Origin of the sequence: Sphaerisporangium fuscum, assembly GCF_018531465.1 — a bacterium.
GTDB classification, from domain to species: domain Bacteria; phylum Actinomycetota; class Actinomycetes; order Streptosporangiales; family Streptosporangiaceae; genus Sphaerisporangium; species Sphaerisporangium fuscum.
The window spans coordinates 81,934-100,307 of record NZ_JAHDTF010000037.1 but is presented as its reverse complement, the minus strand read 5'-3'; the positions used below and the strand labels follow the sequence as shown (position 1 = coordinate 100,307).

Genomic DNA, 18,374 nt, shown 5'->3' with positions numbered 1-18,374 from the left:
CCGCCGTCAGATGCGGGTGGGGACCTCGTTGCCGGCCTCGCGGATGGCGCGGGGGAGGTTGACCGCCATCAGCAGCGCGAAGCCGATCACGAAGAAGATCACCAGTGAGACGATGGCCGAGCGGTAGCTGTCGGTCAGTTGCAGCGCCAGGGTGAGCGTGAACGACCCGAGGAACGCCGACCCCTTGTCGCTGATCTCGAACAGGCTGAAGTACTCGGCCTCCCGCCCGGCGGGGATGACCAGCGAGTACAGCGACCGCGACAGGGCCTGGGTGCCGCCGAGGACGATCGCGATGAGGAACGCGATCGCGTAGAACTGGACGGCCGCGCCCTTCTGCAGGAAGTACGCCACGCCGATCACCAGCGTCCAGACCACCAGGCTCCCCAGCACGGTGCGCTTGGTGCCGAACCGGGCGGCCATCCGGCCGAGCAGCAGGGCCCCGCCGAAGGCGACGAACTGCACCATCAGGATGGCGGTGATCTGCACGCTCTTGCCCAGGGCGAGCTCCTGGTCGGCGTAGGTCGCCGAGAACGCGATGGCCGTCTGCACGCCGTCGTTGTAGATCAGGTAGGCGAGCAGGAACAGCAGGCTGCGCGGGTAGCGCCGCAGGTCGGCGATGGTGCGGCCGAGCTGGCGGAAGCTCGCCGTCACCGCACGCGCGGTGGTGGCGTCGTGGGTCGCGACGCGGCGGTTGCGCAGGCGCAGCAGGGGGATCACCGTGAAACCGGCCCACCACAGGCCCGCGGAGGCGAGGCTGATGCGTACCGCGAGCCCCGTCTCCAGGCCGCTGCCCTGGTAGAGGAACAGGTTGATCGCCAGCAGCAGGAAGCCGCCCAGGTAGCCGAAGCCCCAGCCGCGCGAGGACACCGCGTCGCGCTCCTCCGCGTCGGCGATCTGCGGCAGGAACGAGTTGTAGATCACGATGGAGGCGCCGTAGGCGACGTTGGCGAGGACGAACAGCACTCCGCCGAGCAGGTAGGCGTCCCCGGAGACGAAGTAGAACCCGAGCGTGGCCACCGCGCCGAGGTAGGCGAACAGGGCGAGGAGCTCTTTCTTGCGGCCCGTGTGGTCGGCCAGGGCCCCGGCGACCGGCATGATCACGATCTGCAGGATCACGGAGATCGTGACGATCGCCGAGAAGTACGCCTTGGCGCGGAAGTCGAACCCGAGGAACCCGACGTAGCCGTTCTCCCCGCCCGCGGCCTTCTCGGCGAGCGAGGTCAGGTAGGGGCCGAGGAAGACCGTGATGACGGTGGTGTAGAAGCCCGAGTTGGCGAAGTCGTACCAGTACCAGCCTCGCTGCTCGCGTCTGCGAATCCGGGGAAGGTCCTCGGCGACGGTGGGGGCGCTCATGGGGCTCCTGGCTGGGGTCGGGGGGTGCTGTGCGGGGTCGCTTCGCCGCGCCCGGCGGTGAGGGGCGCTTGTTCCACCGCCTCGCCTCTCGTCCGGGGTCAGGCGTGGGCCGGGCGGCGGGGGTGCCACTGGCCGCGCGCGCGCAGGACGTCGCGCAGGCCCGAGATGTTGTCGGTCATGATGCCGTCGACGCCGATGTCGAGGAGGTTCTCCATCACGTGCGGGTCGTCGACCGTCCACACGTGCACCTGCATGCCGAGGGCGTGGGCGGTGCGCACCAGCGAACGGGTGGCCACCCTCATCCCCCGGAACCCGACCGGGATCTGGGCGCAGGGGACGCCCTCGCGCGCCAGGCCGCCGAGCAGCCTCCCGTACCCCGACCCCATGGCGGCGGCGCGCAGCCGGGCGACCCCGCGCGGGCCGAGCGCCGAGCAGACCGGCCGTCCGACGGCCATGCGCGCGCGGGCGAGGCGCATGTCGGAGAACGAGGTCAGGCAGACACGGTCGTAGGAGTTGGTGCGGCGGATGATCGTGGCGAGCGGGCCGATCGCCGGGGACTCCTTGACGTCGATGTTGACCCGCACGTCGGGCCAGGTGCCGAGGACGTCCTCCAGCAGGGGGATCTCGTCGACGCCGCCGATGCGTGCCAGCCGCACCTCGCGGTAGGGGAGGGCGGCCAGGCGCCCGTGGCGGTCGGTGACGCGGTCGAGGGTGTGGTCGTGGAAGGCGAGCAGCACGCCGTCGGCCGTGGCGTGGGCGTCGGTCTCGAGGTAGGTGTACCCCATCTCGACGGCCCGGGAGAACGCGGCCATGGTGTTCTCGCGGCCCTCCGCCGCGCCGCCGCGGTGGGCGAAGGCCAGCGGGCCCGGATGATCGAGGAACGGGTAGCGGTGCTGCACGGCAGGAGTATCCCCCTTGCAAGGGCGTGGCGTCAGCTCGGGGACATGAACATTTGGGTCACGAGACCTATAAGGGGACGCCGTGCGGCGGACCCGGTGCGCCGTCCCCTCCGGGGCGCCCCGGAGGGGACGGCGCGGGTCACGACGACGAGAGGTCCGGCTCGGAGGCGGCCCACTCCTGGCGGCGGGCCTCGGCGAGGACGATGGCGCCGGCGATCCCGACGTTGAAGGACCCGACCCGGCCGACCTGCGGGATGTAGACGACCTCGTCGACGGCCTCCAGCACGGCGGGGGAGCAGCCGTGGTCCTCGCTGCCGAGCACCAGGCACACGTCGCGGTCGAGCCGTGCCCGGTGGAGCGGTACGGCGTCGCCGGTCAGCTCGACGGCGATCACGGTGTAGCCGTCCTCCTTGGCGGCCCGCACGGCCTCGGCCGGGGGCATGCCCTCGTGCCAGGTGACGAGCCGGTCGGTGCCGAGCGCCGTCTTGCCGACCTTGGGGTTGGTGGGCGGCGTGGTGTTGCCCGCCAGCCAGAGCTGGTCGGCGCCGAAGGCGGCGGCCGTACGGAAGATAGAGCCGACGTTGAACGGGCCGGTCACCGATTCCAGGATCAACGACAGGCGGTTCTCGGTGCCCCGCCGCCAGGTGCGGTTGAGCCGCTTGACGTCGGTCGGGCGCAGCTGCCTGCGCGTGCCTGTGCTCATCGGACGCTCATCGCTCCTCGTCGTCGGCGGCGGTCCGGCCGGCCGGGTCGTTCGTGGTGGTGCCGCCCGGAGATCCCGCCGCGCCGCCGGGGCGGGCGGCGACGCGGAGCACGCGGTAGGCCGACCGGGAGGCCACGCGGCCGGTCTCCCAGCCCTGCTCGCCCAGCCAGCGCTGCAGGGAGTCGGACCCCAGGTGCTTCTGCACCACCAGGTAGGCGGTGCCGTCGGGGGTGAGCCGGTCGAGCCAGCGGGTCAGCATGGCGTGCAGCGCGGGCTTGCCGATGCGGATGGCCGGGTTGGACCAGATCGCCGAGAACCGCACGTCGGCGGGGACGTCGTCCACGTGCATCGATCTTACTTTGTAAAGGCCGGCGGTCCGGGCGTTCCGCTCGCACAGCTCCACCGAACGGCGGTTGACGTCCACCGCCCACACCGTGGCCTCCGGCGCCCGGGAGGCCATCGTCAGCGCGATCGGGCCGTACCCGCAGCCGAGGTCGAGCAGGTCGCCCTCCTGGGGAGGGGGCGGCACGGTCTCCAGGAGCACCCGGGTGCCCGGGTCGAGCCGGCCAGGGGAGAAGACGCCGCTGTCGGTGGCGAGGCGCAGGTGCAGGTCGGGCAGGACGACGTCGACCGTGCCCGGCCGGGCGGCCGCGCCGGGCCGCTCCTCGAAGTAATGTGCCCCCTTGGACGTCACGTGCAGAGACGTTACCAACCGCCGGGGCGTGCTCGTGATCGGGCACCGCGTAACAGCAGGTCGGCGCCTCGCGGACGGCCGTGCTCCGGTGTCAGGGCAGGCGCGATCCCAGCAGCATGGCGCTGGCGCCCACCAGCAGCCCGACGACGACGCCGGCGACAGTGAACCAGTGGCCGATCTCCTGGTGCACGACGCGGTACCCCAGCGAGCTGCCGATCTGGCTGTACACGTCGCGCAGCTCGGCCCCCGACTCGGCGGTGTAGGCCCGCCCGCTGGTGCCCTCGGCCAGCGACCGAAGCGTCTGCTTGTTCACCGGCACCTGCACGGCCCGGCCGTCGATGTCGACCGTACCGTCGGGGGTGCCGTAGGCGATGGTGGAGACCGGCACGTGAGCGCTCACCGCCGCCTGGACGGCCTCGGGGACCGAACGGCCGGAGGTGTTGTCGCCGTCGGACAGCAGCACGATCGCGGACGGCGGCGGGTCGGTCACCGCGCGCTGGTCGAACGAGCGCACCGCGTCCAGGGAGTTGAACACCGCCTCCCCGATCGCCGTCCCCGGCCGGGGGGTGAGGTTGCCGATCGCCGTGATCACGGCCAGATGGTCGGTGGTCGGCGAGATCACCACGGCGGCGGTGCGCGCGAAGGAGACCAGGCCCACGTTGAACCGCTCCGGCAGGTCCCTGACGAACTGCTGCGCCGCCTGCTGGGCGGCGACCAGCCGGGTGGGGGCGACGTCGGTGGACTCCATCGACAGCGAGATGTCGACGGCGATCATGATCGTGGCCCGGTCCCTGGGCACGCGGGTGGCGTCGGCGGGACGCGCCGCGCCGAGCACCAGCAGGGTCATCATGAGCAGGAACAGCGCGGCGGGCAGGTGGCGCCGCCAGCCCGGCCGTTCGGGGGCCACCAGGGAGAGCAGCGCCAGGTTGGTGAACCGGACGGCGTACCTGCGGCGGGCGAACTGCGTGGCGACGTACGCCCCGACCAGCAGGGCGAGCGCCGCGAACAGCCACAGCCAGCCCGGAGCCAGAAAGATCACGCGCCTGCCCTCCTGGTGGGGTGCCGCCCGGCGAGGTGGGCGGTGCGCCGGTGCCTGAGCGTGTACTGGGCGATGTCGTACACCCAGTCGCGGTCGGTGCGCAGCACCAGATGGCCGGCGCCGCAGCGGCGCAGCGCCACCCGGGTCGCCTCGCGCTGCGCGGCGGCCGCCTCGGCGTAGGCGCGGCGGACGCGGGGGGACAGGTGGACCTCGCGGGTGTGCCCGGTCTCGGGGTCGGTGAGGACGACCAGCCCGACGTCGGGCAGCTCCAGCTCGCGCGGGTCGATTACCTCCACGGCGAGCACCTGGTGGCGGGCGGCGAGGCGGCGCAGGGGACGCTCCCATTCGCGTTCGGCGCCGGGGTCGCCACCCTCGCCGAGGTCGAGGAAGTCGGAGACGACCACGCGCAGCCCCCTCTTGCGGCGGGCCGCGCCCAGCAGGTCGATCGCCTCGCCCAGGCGGGTGCCCCCGGACGCCGGCATGCCGCGCGGGGCGTCGACGAGGGTCTGCAACAGTGCGTACAGGGCCGGGCGTCCGGTGCGGGCGGGCATGCGGTGGAGGCGGTCGCCGTGGACGACGTAGGCGCCGATGCGGTCGCCGATGCGGCTGGACAGGAACCCCACGGCGCCGACGGCCGCGACGACCAGGTCGCGTTTCTCCATGTCGGCGGTGCCGAAGTCCATGCTGGGCGACAGGTCGGCCAGCACCCACGTCTCCAGCTCCCGGTCGGCGATCAGGTCGCGGACGTGGGGGACGGTGGTGCGGGCGGTGACCGGCCAGTCCATGCGGCGCACGTCGTCCTCACCGGGGACGTACACCCTGCTGTCGCCGAGCTCGCTGCCCGCGCCCGGCACCAGGCCCTCGTGCCGGCCGTGCAGCAGCCCGTCGAGGCGCCGCATCACGGTCAGCTCCAGCCGCCGCAGGGCGTGCTCGGGGCCGGCCTCACGGGCCCCCGCGCCGCCCTGTGCCCCCCGCGCGGACGTCATCGCTGCGCCTGGTTCCACACGACGAGCGGGGGCGGCACGGTGGCGAGGATCTGGCGGACGACGTCGTCGGGGTCGACGCCGTCGGCCAGGGCGTCGAAGGTGAGCATGATGCGGTGGCCCATGACGTCCAGGGCGACGTCGCGCACGTCGTCGGGCAGGAGGTAGTCGCGCCCGCGCAGCAGCGCGAGCGCCCGCCCGGCGGCGACCAGGCCAAGGGTCGCGCGGGGGCTGACGCCGATCTCGATGGCCTCCTCCAGGTCGCGCAGGCCGTACTCGGCGGGGGAGCGGGTGGCCATGACCAGCCGCACGACGTAGTCGGCGACCAGCTGGTGCACCGAGACCTGGTCGGCCAGCTTCTGCAGCGCCAGCAGCCGCGCCGGGTCGAGCACCCGGCCGGGCAGCGGCGGCGAGACGCTCATGCGGTGCAGGATCTCCAGCTCCTCGGTCGCGGTGGGGTGGCCGACGCGCACCTTGAACAGGAACCGGTCGCGCTGCACCTCGGGCAGGGGATACACCCCTTCGGACTCGACGGGGTTCTGCGTGGCGAGCACGACGAACGGCCGGGGCAGCGGGTGGGTGCGGCCGGCCAGGCTGACCTGCCGCTCGGCCATGACCTCCAGCAGGGCCGACTGCACCTTGGCCGGGGCCCGGTTGACCTCGTCGGCCAGCAGGAAGTTGACGAACACCGGGCCCAGCTCGACGTCGAAGCTCTCGCTGGACGGGTGGTAGACGCGGGTGCCGACGATGTCACTCGGCACCAGGTCGGGGGTGAACTGGATGCGGGCGAACGTGCCGCCCACGACGGTGGCCAGCGTGGAGGCCGCCAGGGTCTTGGCGACGCCCGGCACTCCTTCGAGAAGGCAGTGACCGCGGGCCAGCAGCGCCACGAGCAGCCGTTCGATCATGTGGTCCTGGCCGACGATGACCCGCCGTACCTCGGCGAGGGCCTGCTGGAGCAGGCGGAGGTCCGCGTCGGCCCCCTCGTCCGGCCCGGGCCCGTCACTGCGCTCTTCGGCAACCGTCATGCGGCCCATTCCATCAAACGGCGCGCAAAGGTGCACGGTACCGTCGCGGTGAGCCGGGTGTCGTGGTGTGCTTTCATGGCAACCGTGGCCACTCCGCTCCAGTACGGCGACCCGCCCCGTCTCGGGGCCTATGTCGTCCAGGCGCGGCTCCAGACGCTGCCCACCGGGTTCGTCTACCTGGCGCAGGAGGGCGACGGCCGGGCGGTGTCGATCGCGCTGCTGACCCACGGCGCGGCCATGGACGCCGCGGCGCGCGAGCGGTTCCTGGCGGCGGTCCGCCAGGCGGCGCCGGCGCGGGGCGGCGTGCGCGGGCTGATCGCCCGTGCCCGCACCCGGGGGCCGAACGCCGCGCCGCAGGTGATCGCGCTGGACGACGGGCCCGCGCCGTGGGTCGCGGTGCCGTACGTCCCGGGCGGGCCGGGGGCGGGCTGGTTCCTGGAGTCGGTGCTGGTGACGGGCACGTTGATCGGCGAGGCCCACGGGCCCGACTTCGTGCCGTACTGGCTGGGCGACCGCGATCCGGCGGTGCCGCTCCCGCCGCCGCCCGCGCCTCCGCCGACCGAGACCCGGCGGGCGGTGACGATGGCCCTGACGGCGCTGGTGGTGCTGCTGACGCTGACGGCGGCGATCTCCTGGCTGCTGTTCGGCCCGGACGAGGACCCGCCGCCGCCTTCGGCCCCGCTCCCGGCGACGAACTTCGAGCCCACGCCGCCGCCGCAGCCCTCCCAGGACGACACGTTGAAGCCTTCGCCTTCGCCGAGCGGCCCGGCCTCGCCGAGCGCGCCGCCGGGTGACGACCGCTCGGGCGGGCCGCTCTGACGCGCGCCCTTGGCGTGACGGTTACCGGCCCGCCCGCTCCCGGGCCGCCGCCGTCCGGGCCGGCGTCGCGCGTACGGCGGGGGCGGCCAGCGCCACGAACAGCGCCAGCAGCGCGGGGATGGCCAGGGCGCGCGGCAGGCCGAGCGCCTCGGACACCGCGCCGATCAGGACGGGCCCGGTGAGGAAGCCGAGGTAGCCGAGGCTGGCCACCCGGGCGAGCGCCTGACCGGCCCGTGCGGGGTCGCGGTTCCCGGCGGCCGAGAACACCTGGGGGACGATGCACGACAGGCCCGCGCCGAAGCAGCCGAAGCCGATCACCCCCGCCACCGGGTGCCCCACCAGCAGGGCCGTGATCAGTCCGGCTCCGGCCAGTGTGCCGCAGCAGCGCACCAGGAGCACCGGCCCGAGCCGCGCCGCCAGCCGGTCGCCGGCGAGCCGCCCGGCCGTCATCATGATCGAGAAGGCGGCGTACGCGGCGGCGGCGAACCCGGCCGAGCTGGCCAGGTCCTCGCGCAGGTACACCGACCCCCAGTCGGCCGAGGCGCCCTCGCCGATCATGCAGCAGAAGCCCAGGACGCCGAGGAACAGCACTCCCCGGACCCGTCCGCCCCCGCCGGAGGCCTCCTCGGTCTCCTCCTCCTGGTGCGGCCCGCTTCGGGGCAGCTTGGGGGAGGCGACGCCCGCGAGCACCGCCAGCAGCGCGGCGGCCGCGGCGAAGGTCGGCCACGGCGCCAGGCCGGCGTGGGCGAACAGGCCGCCCGTCGCCGAGCCGAAGAACCCGCCGAGGCTGAACACCGCGTGGAAGGACGACATCAGCGGGCGTCCGTAGGCCCGCTCGACCTCGACGGCGTCGGCGTTCATGGACACGTCGAGCATGCCGTGGACGACGCCGAACACCACCAGTGCGGCGGCGAGGGCGGCCAGGTTCGGCATGGCGGCCGGCAGGAGCAGCACGGCGGCCTGGGCGAAGGCCAGGGGGACGGTCACCCGGCCGCTGCCGTACCGGTCGACCAGGCGGCCGACGACCTGCATGCCGGCCAGCGCGCCCGCCGCGATGCCGAGCAGGGCGAGGCTGAGCTGCCCGTCGCCGAGCGCGAGCTGTTCCTTCAGGGTGGGGATGCGGGAGGTCCAGACCCCGATCGCGATGCCGGGGATCGCGAACATCACCGACACCGCGAAGCGGGCCGCGCGCGGCGGGGCGGCCCGCGCCGGGAGGGTCGTCATGAGGCGATCCGGACGGTGACGCCGGCGGCGGTCAGCGCGTCGTGCTGGTCTTTGGGGATGCCGGCGTCGGTGACGAGCACGTCGATGCGCGAGGCGGGGCAGACCGCGGCGAAGGCGGTCTGGCGGAACTTGGAGGAGTCGGCGGCGACGACGACGCGGCGGGCCGAGGCGATCGCGGCCTGCTTGACGGCGACGTCCTCGAGGTCGTGGGCGGTCATGCCGTGCTCGGCCGACAGGCCGCAGCAGCCGATGACGGCGGTGTCGAACCGCAGGCCGGCGATCGTGTTCACCGCGAGCGGGCCGGTGATGTTCAGCTCGCCGTGGCGGACCTCCCCGCCGGGCAGGATCAGCCGCAGCCGGGGGGCGCCGCTGAGGGCCTGGATCGCCTGGAGCGACAGCGGCATGACGGTGAGCCGACGGTCGTGCAGGGCGCGGGCGACGGCGGTCGCCGTGGTGCCGCCGTCGATCACCACGGCCTCCCCGTCGGCGACCAGGTTCGCGATCTCGGCGGCGATGCGGGCCTTCTCGTCGGGCGCCTCGTGCTCGCGCACACCGAACGGCGGCTCCTCGCCGCGCAGCAGCAGGCTCTGGGCGCCGCCCCGGATCCTGCGGGCCACGCCCTGCTGGGCGAGTTCGTCGAGGTCGCGGCGGATGGTCATCTCGGAGACGCCGTGCTTGGCGGCGAGCTCGGCGACGGACACGCTGTCGGAGGTCATCAGGGCGTCCATGATTGCCCGCAATCGATCCATGCGTTCATATGAACATCTTTGGTGTTAGTTTGGCAAATCAGGGAGACTAGAGGACATGCGCGCGAGCCGGCTGCTCTCCTTGCTCCTGCTCCTCCAGACCCGGGGCCGGATGACGGCCGCCGAGCTGTCGGAGGAGCTGGAGGTGTCGGTCCGCACCGTCTACCGCGACGTCGAGGCGCTGTCCTCGGCGGGCGTGCCGGTGTACGCCGACCGGGGTCCCGCGGGCGGCTACCAGCTGCTCGACGGCTACCGGACACGGCTGAACGGCCTGACGGCGGAGGAGGCGTCGTCGCTGTTCCTGGCCGGGCTGCCCGGCCCGGCGGCCGAGCTCGGCCTCGCCGAGGTGGCGGCCGCCGCGGAGCTCAAACTGCTCGCCGCCCTGCCCCCCGAGCCGCGCTCGCGCGCCTCACGCATGCGCGAGCGGTTCCTGCTGGACGTGCCCGGCTGGTACCGCGACTCCGACGACGTCCCGTTCCTCGGCGAGGTGGCCGACGCCGTCTGGGACGGGCGCGAGGTGCGCATGGTGTACCGGCGCTGGGGCCCCACCGAGGTCGTGCGCCAGGTCCGCCCGTACGGCCTGGTGCTCAAGGGCGGCTCGTGGTACCTGGTGGCGGCCCCCTCCGGAGGGGAGCCCCGCACCTACCGGGTCTCGCGCATCGTCTCGGCCGAGGTGCTGCCCGACCGCTTCGCCCGTCCCGAGGGGTTCGACCTCGGGGAGTTCTGGCAGGCCTACGCCGCCGACTTCGCCGACCGGATGTACAGCGCCGAGGCCACGATCTGGATGGAGCCCGGCGCCGAGGACCTGCTGCGCTACACCGCCGGAGCGCGCCCGGTGAACCAGGCCCTGGCCGAGGCGGGGCCGCCCGGCGAGGACGGGCGGGTGCTGCTGCGGCTGCCCGTGGAGTCGGTCCGGCACGCCGTCTGGACACTGCTGCGCATGGGCACGATGGTGGAGGTCGCCGGGCCGCCCGAACTGCGGGAGCTGATGGCCTCCACGGTCGCGGACCTGGCGGCGATGTACGGCGCCCCCGCTAGCCGGCCGGTGCCGCGCTGAGCGACACGTCGTAGGGCCGTGTCTCCCCGGCCGGCGCTGCGTGCGGGGAGACGGCCACCACGGGGCAGCGGGCGCCGGCGACGCAGGCGACGAGTACGGGCGAGGCGGCGACGGGCGTCCCGCGCTCGGATCCCCGAACGCCGAGCACGAGCATCTCGGCGTCCTCGCAGTGGTGGAGCAGCACCTGGGCGGGCGGTCCGTGCGTCACCACGGGCTCCAGCGAGGGGGCGACGGCGGCGACGATCCGGCGGGTCTGCCGCCTCGCCTCCTCGTACTCCTCCTCGTGCGAGCGCCAGGTGCCCATCGGCGCGTACGAGGCGCGGTGCTGGCCGGACCACTGCCAGGCGTGCACGGGTTCGATCATCGCGTCCCGCAGCCGGGCCTCCCGGAGCGCCCAGCGCAGCGCGGCGACGGCGGTGGGGGAGTGGCTCACGCCCACGACGATGCGGGGCCGGGTCGTGTTGTGCGTCACGGGAACCTCCTCCCCATCGAGCATCGCCCACCCCTAGTGACGTCCCGCCAAAATCCCCGGAAAACTACCACTAAATGTCACATTTCTTTCACTCTTGGTGATCGGCCATGTGCGGAAAGCGTAGAAGAAAACGGGTTGCCGGAGGCGTGACGGCTTGGTGAGGATGCGGCAATGTATCTCCTCGCATTCGTGGGCGTTCAAGGTGCCGAACGTGCCGAGCGCCCCCGGCAACGCGAACTGCGTCGGCCAGGCGGCCTGCTACAGCATCGGCGGACTCCTGCGCAGCCGGCTCCCGAACGGCGAGTACGCCTGGGGCAAGACCGGTTCCCGCCCCGGCTGGGACAACGGGATCTTCGCCACCCGCGACCTCCGGCACCGCGTGGTGTACTCCCTGAACCCGACGGGGACCGGCGATGACCTCCCGTACATCAAGGCGCTCGTCGCCGCCGCGCTCACCGACTGAGAGCCGGTCAGGTCGTGGCCAGGGCGTAGGCGAGGAGCCATTCGACGCATTCGGTGACGTGGCGGGCGTTCTTCAGGTCGGTGCCCCACGCGTAGAGGCCGTGGCCGGCGACGATGACCGCCGGGGTGCGCGGGTCGCGGGCCGCCTCGAAGCGGTCGCCCAGCTCGTCCATGTCCTGGCTGTTGGCGATCACCGGGATCGTCACCTCGTCGTCGTGGGCGAGGCGGCCGATGCCCTTGAGCGTCTCGACGTCGCGCAGCCGTACCCCGGCCGGCCAGTGATGCCCGGCGATGACGGCGTTGAGAGCGTGGACGTGCACCACCGCGTCCGCGCCGGTCAGGGCCGCGACGCGGGCGTGCAGCCCGGCCTCGGCCGAGGGCCGCGAAGGCACGATCCCTTCGACGGCCACCGGCTCGCCCCGCCCGCCGACCACCGCCACGTCGGTCGCGGTCAGCTCACCCTTGTCCAGCCCGCTGGCGGTGACGGCCAGGCGCAGTGGATCACGGGACACGACCTCCGAGATGTTCCCGGAGGTGCCGCGCATCCACCCGATGCCGGTGAAGCGGGCGGCCTCGACCGCCAGCCGGGCCCCCGCCGCGAGGACCCGCTCGGCGGTCACCTCGGTGTGGACGGTCATGCGATCTCCCTGGTGGTTCCGGTTCGCGTGGTGGTGGTTCGCTCGGTCACGGGATCTCCTCGAAGGACGTGACGACGGGGTGCGGGCCGAAGGAGACGTCGCCGTTCGGTTCTCCCGGTCTGCGGACGCCGGTGGTACGCCAGCCGGCCGCCGCCGCGGCGTCCAGTTCGGCCGGGACGTCCGACAGGAACAGCAGCCCGGCGGGGTCGCCGAGCGTCTCGGCGATCCGCGCGTAGGAGGCGGGCTCCCGTTTCGGCCCGGCGTTGACCGTGTCGAACCAGTGGCCGACCAGCGCGGACAGGTCGCCGTACGCGCTGTGCCGGAACCATGGCCGCTGGCTCGCGACCGAGCCGGAGGAGAACACGGCGAGCCGCCGCCCGGCCGCGTGCCAGGCGCGCAGCGCGGGAGGCACGTCCGGGAAGAAGTGCGAGGTGAGCTCGCCGGCCGCGAAGCCCTCCGCCCAGATGCGGCCCTGCAGCGTCTTCAGTGGCGTGGCCTTCACGTCGCCGTCCATCCAGCCGCGCAGCACCTCGGCGGCCTGTCCGGTCGTCGTCGCGCCGATCTCCTCCAGGGCGGCGCGCACCTCCGGGTCGTCGCGATGGGCGTCGAGGTACGGGCCGAGCCGGGGCCGGGCGTAGGCGTACAGGCCGACGTGCACCGACTCGGTCGAGCTGGTCGTCCCCTCGATGTCGAGCACGATCGTGGTCATGGGGTGACCGCCTCCCCGGGGGCGGTGACGGGCACGGTCGTCATCTGGTCAGCACCTCGACGAAGTCGGCGACGAACCTGGGCGCGTCCACCGCGGTGATCACCTTGGTGGCGGGGGCGGGTTCGTACGGGAAGACCGGTGGCAGGCCGTCGTGCGTGCGCATCAGGCGGGCCCGGTACAGGAAGCCGTCGCCGCGCACGTTGACCGGGCCGTCCACGTGGGCGGTGGCGAACGTCGGGTCGAGCAGGATCCCGGCCGCGAGCGGGTCGTGCAGCGGGATGATCCGCCGCCCCCACTCGTTCTGGTAGAAGTCGAGGTAGGCCTCCAGGATGTCGGTGGCGAGCCTCGCCCGGACACTCCCCGAGGCGCGCAGCGCGCCGATGGCCCGTTCGTCCAGGATGGTGCCGGCCGTCACGTTCACGCCGACCATCACCAGCTCGCCGCGGGGAGCGGCGAAGACCGCCCGCGCCGCCTCCGGGTCGTTGTTGACGTTGGCGTCGATCATCAGCAGGGTGCCGGGCTCGGCGTACGGCCCCGAGCCGCCCATGATGACCACTGACCGGTACTTCGTGAACAGTTCCGGATCCAGGCGCAGGGCGAGGGCCAGGTTGGTGAGCGGGCCGAGTGCCAGCAGGTCCAGCTCGCCGGGCGCCTCGTGCGCCAGCCGTACCAGCAGCTCGGGGCCGGACTCGGCGGTCACCCGGGGCAACGGCCGGTCGCGGCCGAGGTCGCCCAGGCCGTCCTTGCCGTGGACGTACCCGGCGATGTGGGCGGCGCCGCGCAGCGGCGCGTCGGCGCCCCGGGCCACGGGGACCTCCAGGCCGAGCACCCGGCTGACGTATCCGATGTTGCGGGTGGCGTCCTCCTCGGTGCAGTTGCCGTACACAGAGGTGATCGCGACGATCTCGGCGTCGTCCCGGCCTGCCAGGTACAGCAGGGTGTGGGCGTCGTCGATCCCCGTGTCGGTGTCGACCACGACACGTCTCACAGACTCTCCTTGACTCGGTCGGGCGGGTAGACACCCCACCTGGTGACGATGCGCGTCACCAGGTGGGGCGGGGTCACGTCGAAGGCGGGGTAGTAGCCGGTCACGCCGTCGGCGGCGGTCCGGTGGCCGAGCACGTGCAGCACCTCGTCGCCGTCCCGCCGTTCGATCACCACGTCGGCGGCCGTCGGGGCGAGCGGATCGGGGGCGTCGATCAGCGCGTAGAAGGGCACGCCGGACGCCTGCGCGGCCAGCGCGACGCCGAGCGTGCCGACCTTGTTCACCACGTGCCCGTCGAGCGTGACGCGGTCGGCGGCGGTGAGCGCGACGTCGGCCAGCCCGCCGGCCAGCGCGGCGGCCACCATGCCGTCGGTGATGAGCGTCGGCCGATAGCCCATCTCGACCAGCGTCGCGGCGGTCAGCCGTGCCCCTTGCAGGTAGGGGCGGGTCTCGGTGCAGACGAACTCCAGGCGCTTGCCCGCCGCCCGCGCCGCGCGCACGGTCGCGATCAGGAACGCGTCGGCCCAGCAGTGGGTCAGCACCCGCGTGCCGTCGGCCAGGAGCGAGGCGGCGTGCGCGCCGAGCGCCGCGCTGCGGGCCCGGTACGCCTCGTCGTGCGCCCGCGCCGCCGCGGTGACCGCCGCCACCAGCTCGTCCCCGGCGAGCCTTCCGCTGCCATGTTCTCCGGCCGGTCCCGCGGCGTCGTCGCGGTCCGGCGAGCCGCCGTTCGTGCCGACGGTGGCGGACAGGACGGCGTGGACGGCGTCGCGGATGTGGTTGTTGGTCGGCCGGGTGGCGACCAGCCGGGCGCCCACCGCCCGCAGCCGCTCCGCGGCCGCCTCGGGGGCGTCGCGGCGGGCCTCGCGGGCGCCGAGCACCAGGCCCGCCGTGGCCGCGAACAGCGGCCCCGAGCTCTGCGTCACCATCCGTTCGACGGCGACCGCCACGTCCTCGCTGGTCGCGCAGCGCACCCAGCGCACCTCGAACGGGTAGACGCGGCGGTCGAGGATCTCCACCGCGTCCCGCGTCAAACGCACCGAATCGGCCAGCAGCGGGCCGTTCATGCCGTCTCCTTCCGCCGGGCCGCCGCCACCAGGACCAGGGCGAGCAGCGTGATCAGGTACGGCGCCGCGTCGGCCGCCTGCTGCGGCAGCCCGAGCCCCTGCAGCCGGAAGCCCAGTGCCTCGGCGGCTCCGAACAGCAGGCAGGCGCCGAGCATCAGCGACGGCCGGGCCCCGGCGAGCATCACCGCCACCACGGCCACCCAGCCGCGGCCCGCGCTCATCCCCTCGCTGAACAGCGTCACGTTGCCGAGCGCGAGCTGCGCCCCGCCGAGCCCGCACAGCGCCCCGGCGCCGAGCAACACCGTGTGCCGGTAGGCGGAGACGGGCAGCCCGATCGACTCGGCCGCCTCCGGGTGCTGCCCGACGCCGCGCAGCCGCAGCCCGGACCTGGTGCGCCGCAGCCACCAGGCCACCCCGCCCACCAGCAGGAACGTGGCCGGGACCAGTGGCGACTGCGGCCCGAGCACGGGGACGTCCAGGCCGAGCCCGGCCAGCGTGGGCAGCCCGGCGAGGTCCGGCGAGCTGTAGGTGCCGCCGCTGCCGAACACCCGCCGCATGAGGAACGCCGTCAGCCCCAGGGCGAGCAGGTTCGTCCCGACCGCGACCACGACGGGGTCGGCGCGGAACGTCACGGCGGGCACCGACAGGAGCAGGGCGTACAGGGTGGTGGCGGCCACCGCGCCGGCCACGCCCCACCAGGCGCTCCCGGTGAGGTGGCTGAACACGACGGCGGTGAACGCGCCCCACAGCAACTGGCCCTCCAGGGCCATGTTGAAGACGCCGGACAGCGAGCCGAGCAGCCCGCCCAGCGCGGCGAGCACGACGGGCGCGGTCGCGGTGAGCACCGCGGCGAGGAAGACGTTCACGCGCGCCTCCCCGCGAGGCGGCCCCGCACGACGGCGGTGACCGCGACGATCACGATGATCAGGCCCTGCACGATCTGGGTGAGCTGGCTCGGCACGCCCGCCTCGCGTTCCATGCCCGGCCCGCCGGCCTGCAGGATCGTCAGCAGGGCGACGGCGGCCGGGATCGCCGGCGGGCGTCCGGCGGCGAGCAGGACGGCGGCGATCGCGGTGAAGGTGTATCCGGGCGCGGTCAGCGCGCCGTCCACGAACCGGTACGGCGGGCCGAGCACGATCAGGCCGCCGACCAGCCCGGCGAAGGCGCCTCCTCCGGCCAAGGCCATGGCCGCCACCCGGTCGACCTTGACGCCGCCGTACCGGGCGAACTCCCGGTTGGCGCCCAGCGCGCGGATCTCGTAGCCGGGTACGGTGCGCGCGTCGCCGTACAGCCACAGCGCGGCCAGCGCCACCATCAGCGGCAGGGCGATCGTCACGTAGCCGCTGTCGCCGAGCGCGGGCAGGTGTGCGGCGTCCGGCAGGAGCGGCGTCTGCGCCAGGCCGGTGGCACGCTCGGCGAGCGGGAACCGTGCCAGGTAGGAGGCGAGTGACACCGCCGGGGCGCCGAGCAGCAGCGTGCTGATGATCGCCGGGATGCCGAGCCTGGTGCGCAGCGGTGCCGACAGCCCCGCGAGCAGCGCCCCGGCCAGGGCCGCCTCGGCCAGCGGCAGCACGAACGAGCCGCCGGCGTGCAGCGCCAGCGCCGCCGCGACGATGCCGCCGAGCGAGAGCTGGCCGTCGCCGCCCAGGTTGAACTCGCCCGCCCGCAGCGGTATCGCGAACGCCACCGCCATGCCGAGCGTGGGGACGAACGCGGCGAGCGTGTATTCGAGGTTGCCGTCCAGGAGGGCCCCGCGTACGAGCGCGGGATAGGCCGCCGAGGGGTCGATCCCGGCCGCCACCATGACCAGCGTGGTCAGCCCCAGCGCCCCGGCGACCGACAGCGCGGCGGGGGAGAGCGCACCACGCCGCAGGGCGGTGAGCACCCGCCCGGCTGAGGCGACCCGCCGGGCCGCGCCCACCTGGGCGGCCGTGGCCGGTCGACCTGCCGTGGTGACCTCCCCTCCGTCTCGGACGCCGGTCACGCCGCGGCTCCCGTCATGGCCGCGCCCAGCCGCTCGTCGGTGGCCTCGGCCACGGGGAGTTCGGCGACCAGGCGGCCCTCGAACATCACCAGCACCCGGTCGGCCAGGGCGCGCAGCTCCGACAGCTCGCTGGACTGCAGCAGCACGGCGCGCCCGGCGTCGCGGGCCCCGGCGAGCAGCGCGTGGATCCGCTCCTGGGCTCCGACGTCGACGCCCTGCGTCGGCTCCTCCACCACCAGCACCGGCGTGTCCCTGGACAGCTCTCTGGCCAGCACCGCCTTCTGCGCGTTGCCGCCCGACAGCCGGGAGATCGGCGTCCGCACCGAGGCGGCCCGGATGGCGAACCGCCCGACCAGTTCGGCGGCCCGCCGCCGGACCAGGTCGGCGTTCAGGAGGAACGCGCGCTGCTCGCCCATGAGCAGGTTGTCGGCCAGCGACATCTCCGGCGCGGTCGCCCGGCCCGCCCGGTCCTCCGGCACGTAGGCGACGCGTTCCTCGCGGCCGCCCGCCGCCGGCCGTCCGTCCAGCAGCACCACGCCGGCGTCCGGGCGGCGGAGCCCGGTCACGGCGTCGACCAGCTCACGCTGCCCGCTCCCGGCGACTCCGGCGATGCCGACGATCTCCCCGGGCCGCACGCCGAAGGACACCCCGGCGACCCGCGCCACCCCGTCCCGGTCGTGGACGCCCAGGTCCCGGACCTCCAGCGCGTACGGCGCGGGCGCCGCGCCCGCCGGAGCGGAGGGCGAGGGCGACGCGGTGCGGCCCGGCACGGCGAGGGAAGCGCCCCTCGCCCGGAGCGAGCGGCCGATCATGGCCCGGACCAGGTCGTCCGCCGACGTGGCGGCCGTCACGAAGCGGCCCGTCACCCGTCCGCCGCGCAGCACGGTCACGCGGTCGCTCGCCGCGAGCACCTCGCCCAGTTTGTGCGTCACGAGCACGACCGACACCCCGGCCGCCGTGAGCCCGCGCAGCATGCCGAACAGGCGCGTGGCCTCGCCGGGGGTGAGGACGGCGGTCGGCTCGTCCAGGATGAGCACCTCGGCCCGCCGGTGAAGCGCCTTGAGGATCTCCACGCGCTGCCGCACCCCCACCGGCAGCTCGCCGACGCGGGCCGCGGGGTCCACCTCCAGCCCGTACCGGCCGGCCAGCTCGGCCACGGAACGACGGGCGGCCTGGCGGTCGAGCACGCCGCGCCGGACGGGCTCCGCGCCGATCACCACGTTCTCGGTCACCGTCAGTCCGGGGAACAGCCGCAGGCGCTGGTGGACCATGCCGAGCCCCAGCGCGATCGCGTCGGCGGGGGAGCGCAGCCGGACCCGTACGCCGTCCCGCAGCACGTGCCCGGCGTCGGGGCGGTGCAGGCCGTACAGGATGGACATCAGCGTGGACTTGCCCGCGCCGTTCTCCCCGACGACGGCGTGCACCTCGCCCCGCTCCACCGCCAGGTCCACACCGTCGTTGGCGAGGACGGGGCCGAAGCGCTTGGTGACGCCCACCAGCTCGACAGCCGGCATG

The 18,374-nt window shown here is 74.2% G+C and carries 19 protein-coding genes and 1 pseudogene; 3 read left to right on the top strand and 17 right to left on the bottom strand.

Annotated elements, in window-relative coordinates; translation table 11 throughout:
* Positions 1–6 precede the first annotated feature (6 nt).
* The 7 genes and pseudogenes from KIK05_RS38445 to KIK05_RS38415 all read right to left on the bottom strand — a co-directional run.
* A pseudogene (locus KIK05_RS38445) lies at positions 7–1,383 on the bottom strand (MFS transporter); the annotation flags it as partial.
* A gap of 68 nt (positions 1,384–1,451) precedes the next feature.
* On the bottom strand, positions 1,452–2,252 hold the full coding sequence (locus tag KIK05_RS38440) for a glycerophosphodiester phosphodiesterase family protein (RefSeq protein WP_214415793.1): 801 nt from the start codon (positions 2,250–2,252) through the stop codon (positions 1,452–1,454).
* Between the two features lie 139 nt (positions 2,253–2,391).
* Complete coding sequence (locus KIK05_RS38435; protein ID WP_214415792.1) at positions 2,392–2,955, bottom strand: RNA methyltransferase; 564 nt, start codon at positions 2,953–2,955, stop codon at positions 2,392–2,394.
* A gap of 7 nt (positions 2,956–2,962) precedes the next feature.
* Positions 2,963–3,649, bottom strand: coding sequence for a class I SAM-dependent methyltransferase (locus KIK05_RS38430; protein WP_214415791.1), 687 nt, complete (start codon positions 3,647–3,649; stop codon positions 2,963–2,965).
* A 91-nt stretch (positions 3,650–3,740) separates the two neighbouring features.
* Entirely contained in the window at positions 3,741–4,688 is a 948-nt protein-coding gene (locus tag KIK05_RS38425) for a VWA domain-containing protein (RefSeq protein WP_214415790.1), read from the bottom strand.
* A complete protein-coding gene (locus KIK05_RS38420; RefSeq protein WP_214415789.1) occupies positions 4,685–5,674 on the bottom strand; it encodes a DUF58 domain-containing protein in 990 nt (329 codons plus the stop codon). Before KIK05_RS38420 ends, KIK05_RS38425 begins: the two co-directional genes overlap by 4 nt.
* On the bottom strand, positions 5,671–6,699 hold the full coding sequence (locus KIK05_RS38415) for an AAA family ATPase (RefSeq protein WP_214415788.1): 1,029 nt from the start codon (positions 6,697–6,699) through the stop codon (positions 5,671–5,673). Before KIK05_RS38415 ends, KIK05_RS38420 begins: the two co-directional genes overlap by 4 nt.
* Before the next feature lie 75 nt (positions 6,700–6,774).
* On the opposite strand from KIK05_RS38415, the gene KIK05_RS38410 reads away from it, so the two are divergent.
* Complete coding sequence (locus tag KIK05_RS38410; protein WP_214415787.1) at positions 6,775–7,518, top strand: hypothetical protein; 744 nt, start codon at positions 6,775–6,777, stop codon at positions 7,516–7,518.
* Positions 7,519–7,539: 21 nt separating this feature from the next.
* On the opposite strand, the gene KIK05_RS38405 is transcribed toward KIK05_RS38410, so the two are convergent.
* Both KIK05_RS38405 and KIK05_RS38400 read right to left on the bottom strand, forming a co-directional pair.
* Positions 7,540–8,742, bottom strand: a complete 1,203-nt coding sequence (locus KIK05_RS38405) for an MFS transporter (RefSeq protein WP_214415786.1) — start codon at positions 8,740–8,742, stop codon at positions 7,540–7,542.
* Positions 8,739–9,491, bottom strand: coding sequence for a DeoR/GlpR family DNA-binding transcription regulator (locus KIK05_RS38400; protein WP_284681549.1), 753 nt, complete (start codon positions 9,489–9,491; stop codon positions 8,739–8,741). The genes KIK05_RS38405 and KIK05_RS38400 overlap by 4 nt, the downstream gene beginning before the upstream one ends.
* Before the next feature lie 55 nt (positions 9,492–9,546).
* Between KIK05_RS38400 and KIK05_RS38395 the strand changes: the two genes are divergently transcribed.
* Entirely contained in the window at positions 9,547–10,545 is a 999-nt protein-coding gene (locus KIK05_RS38395; protein WP_214415785.1) for a helix-turn-helix transcriptional regulator, read from the top strand.
* On the opposite strand, the gene KIK05_RS38390 is transcribed toward KIK05_RS38395, so the two are convergent.
* Positions 10,523–11,017 carry a universal stress protein gene (locus KIK05_RS38390; RefSeq protein ID WP_214415784.1) on the bottom strand — a complete coding sequence of 165 codons (495 nt, stop codon included), beginning with the start codon at positions 11,015–11,017 and terminating at the stop codon, positions 10,523–10,525. The two genes, KIK05_RS38395 and KIK05_RS38390, sit on opposite strands and share 23 nt — an antisense overlap.
* A gap of 211 nt (positions 11,018–11,228) precedes the next feature.
* Between KIK05_RS38390 and KIK05_RS38385 the strand changes: the two genes are divergently transcribed.
* The gene (locus tag KIK05_RS38385) at positions 11,229–11,480 is read left to right on the top strand and encodes a hypothetical protein (protein WP_214415783.1); all 252 of its coding nucleotides are present in this window, start codon (positions 11,229–11,231) and stop codon (positions 11,478–11,480) included.
* A gap of 7 nt (positions 11,481–11,487) precedes the next feature.
* On the opposite strand, the gene mtnB is transcribed toward KIK05_RS38385, so the two are convergent.
* From mtnB to KIK05_RS38350, 7 genes are read right to left on the bottom strand one after another with little or no spacing between them, the layout of a single operon-like run.
* Complete coding sequence (mtnB, locus tag KIK05_RS38380; RefSeq protein ID WP_214415782.1) at positions 11,488–12,117, bottom strand: methylthioribulose 1-phosphate dehydratase; 630 nt, start codon at positions 12,115–12,117, stop codon at positions 11,488–11,490.
* A 46-nt stretch (positions 12,118–12,163) separates the two neighbouring features.
* Positions 12,164–12,826, bottom strand: coding sequence for an acireductone synthase (gene mtnC / locus KIK05_RS38375; protein WP_214415781.1), 663 nt, complete (start codon positions 12,824–12,826; stop codon positions 12,164–12,166).
* Positions 12,827–12,866: 40 nt separating this feature from the next.
* A complete protein-coding gene (locus KIK05_RS38370; RefSeq protein WP_214415780.1) occupies positions 12,867–13,814 on the bottom strand; it encodes a nucleoside hydrolase in 948 nt (315 codons plus the stop codon).
* Positions 13,811–14,875, bottom strand: a complete 1,065-nt coding sequence (locus KIK05_RS38365) for a translation initiation factor eIF-2B alpha/beta/delta subunit family protein (RefSeq protein ID WP_214415779.1) — start codon at positions 14,873–14,875, stop codon at positions 13,811–13,813. The genes KIK05_RS38370 and KIK05_RS38365 overlap by 4 nt, the downstream gene beginning before the upstream one ends.
* A complete protein-coding gene (locus KIK05_RS38360; RefSeq protein ID WP_214415778.1) occupies positions 14,872–15,741 on the bottom strand; it encodes an ABC transporter permease in 870 nt (289 codons plus the stop codon). Before KIK05_RS38360 ends, KIK05_RS38365 begins: the two co-directional genes overlap by 4 nt.
* A complete protein-coding gene (locus KIK05_RS38355) occupies positions 15,738–16,859 on the bottom strand; it encodes an ABC transporter permease (RefSeq protein ID WP_214415777.1) in 1,122 nt (373 codons plus the stop codon). Before KIK05_RS38355 ends, KIK05_RS38360 begins: the two co-directional genes overlap by 4 nt.
* The gene (locus tag KIK05_RS38350) at positions 16,856–18,373 is read right to left on the bottom strand and encodes an ABC transporter ATP-binding protein (protein ID WP_214415776.1); all 1,518 of its coding nucleotides are present in this window, start codon (positions 18,371–18,373) and stop codon (positions 16,856–16,858) included. The genes KIK05_RS38355 and KIK05_RS38350 overlap by 4 nt, the downstream gene beginning before the upstream one ends.
* Between the last annotated feature and the right edge of the window lies 1 nt (position 18,374).

Bases quoted from the DNA above. Each gene is read 5' to 3' on its own strand.
- KIK05_RS38395 (WP_214415785.1), top strand. From the start codon at position 9,547: ATGCGCGCGAGCCGGCTGCTCTCCTTGCTCCTGCTCCTCCAGACCCGG.
- mtnB (WP_214415782.1), bottom strand. From the start codon at position 12,117: ATGACCGTCCACACCGAGGTGACCGCCGAGCGGGTCCTCGCGGCGGGG.
- mtnC (WP_214415781.1), bottom strand. From the start codon at position 12,826: ATGACCACGATCGTGCTCGACATCGAGGGGACGACCAGCTCGACCGAG.
- KIK05_RS38350 (WP_214415776.1), bottom strand. From the start codon at position 18,373: ATGCCGGCTGTCGAGCTGGTGGGCGTCACCAAGCGCTTCGGCCCCGTC.
- KIK05_RS38420 (WP_214415789.1), bottom strand. From the start codon at position 5,674: ATGACGTCCGCGCGGGGGGCACAGGGCGGCGCGGGGGCCCGTGAGGCC.
- KIK05_RS38435 (WP_214415792.1), bottom strand. From the start codon at position 2,955: ATGAGCACAGGCACGCGCAGGCAGCTGCGCCCGACCGACGTCAAGCGG.
- KIK05_RS38400 (WP_284681549.1), bottom strand. From the start codon at position 9,491: ATGGATCGATTGCGGGCAATCATGGACGCCCTGATGACCTCCGACAGC.
- KIK05_RS38415 (WP_214415788.1), bottom strand. From the start codon at position 6,699: ATGACGGTTGCCGAAGAGCGCAGTGACGGGCCCGGGCCGGACGAGGGG.
- KIK05_RS38405 (WP_214415786.1), bottom strand. From the start codon at position 8,742: ATGACGACCCTCCCGGCGCGGGCCGCCCCGCCGCGCGCGGCCCGCTTC.
- KIK05_RS38410 (WP_214415787.1), top strand. From the start codon at position 6,775: ATGGCAACCGTGGCCACTCCGCTCCAGTACGGCGACCCGCCCCGTCTC.
- KIK05_RS38365 (WP_214415779.1), bottom strand. From the start codon at position 14,875: ATGAACGGCCCGCTGCTGGCCGATTCGGTGCGTTTGACGCGGGACGCG.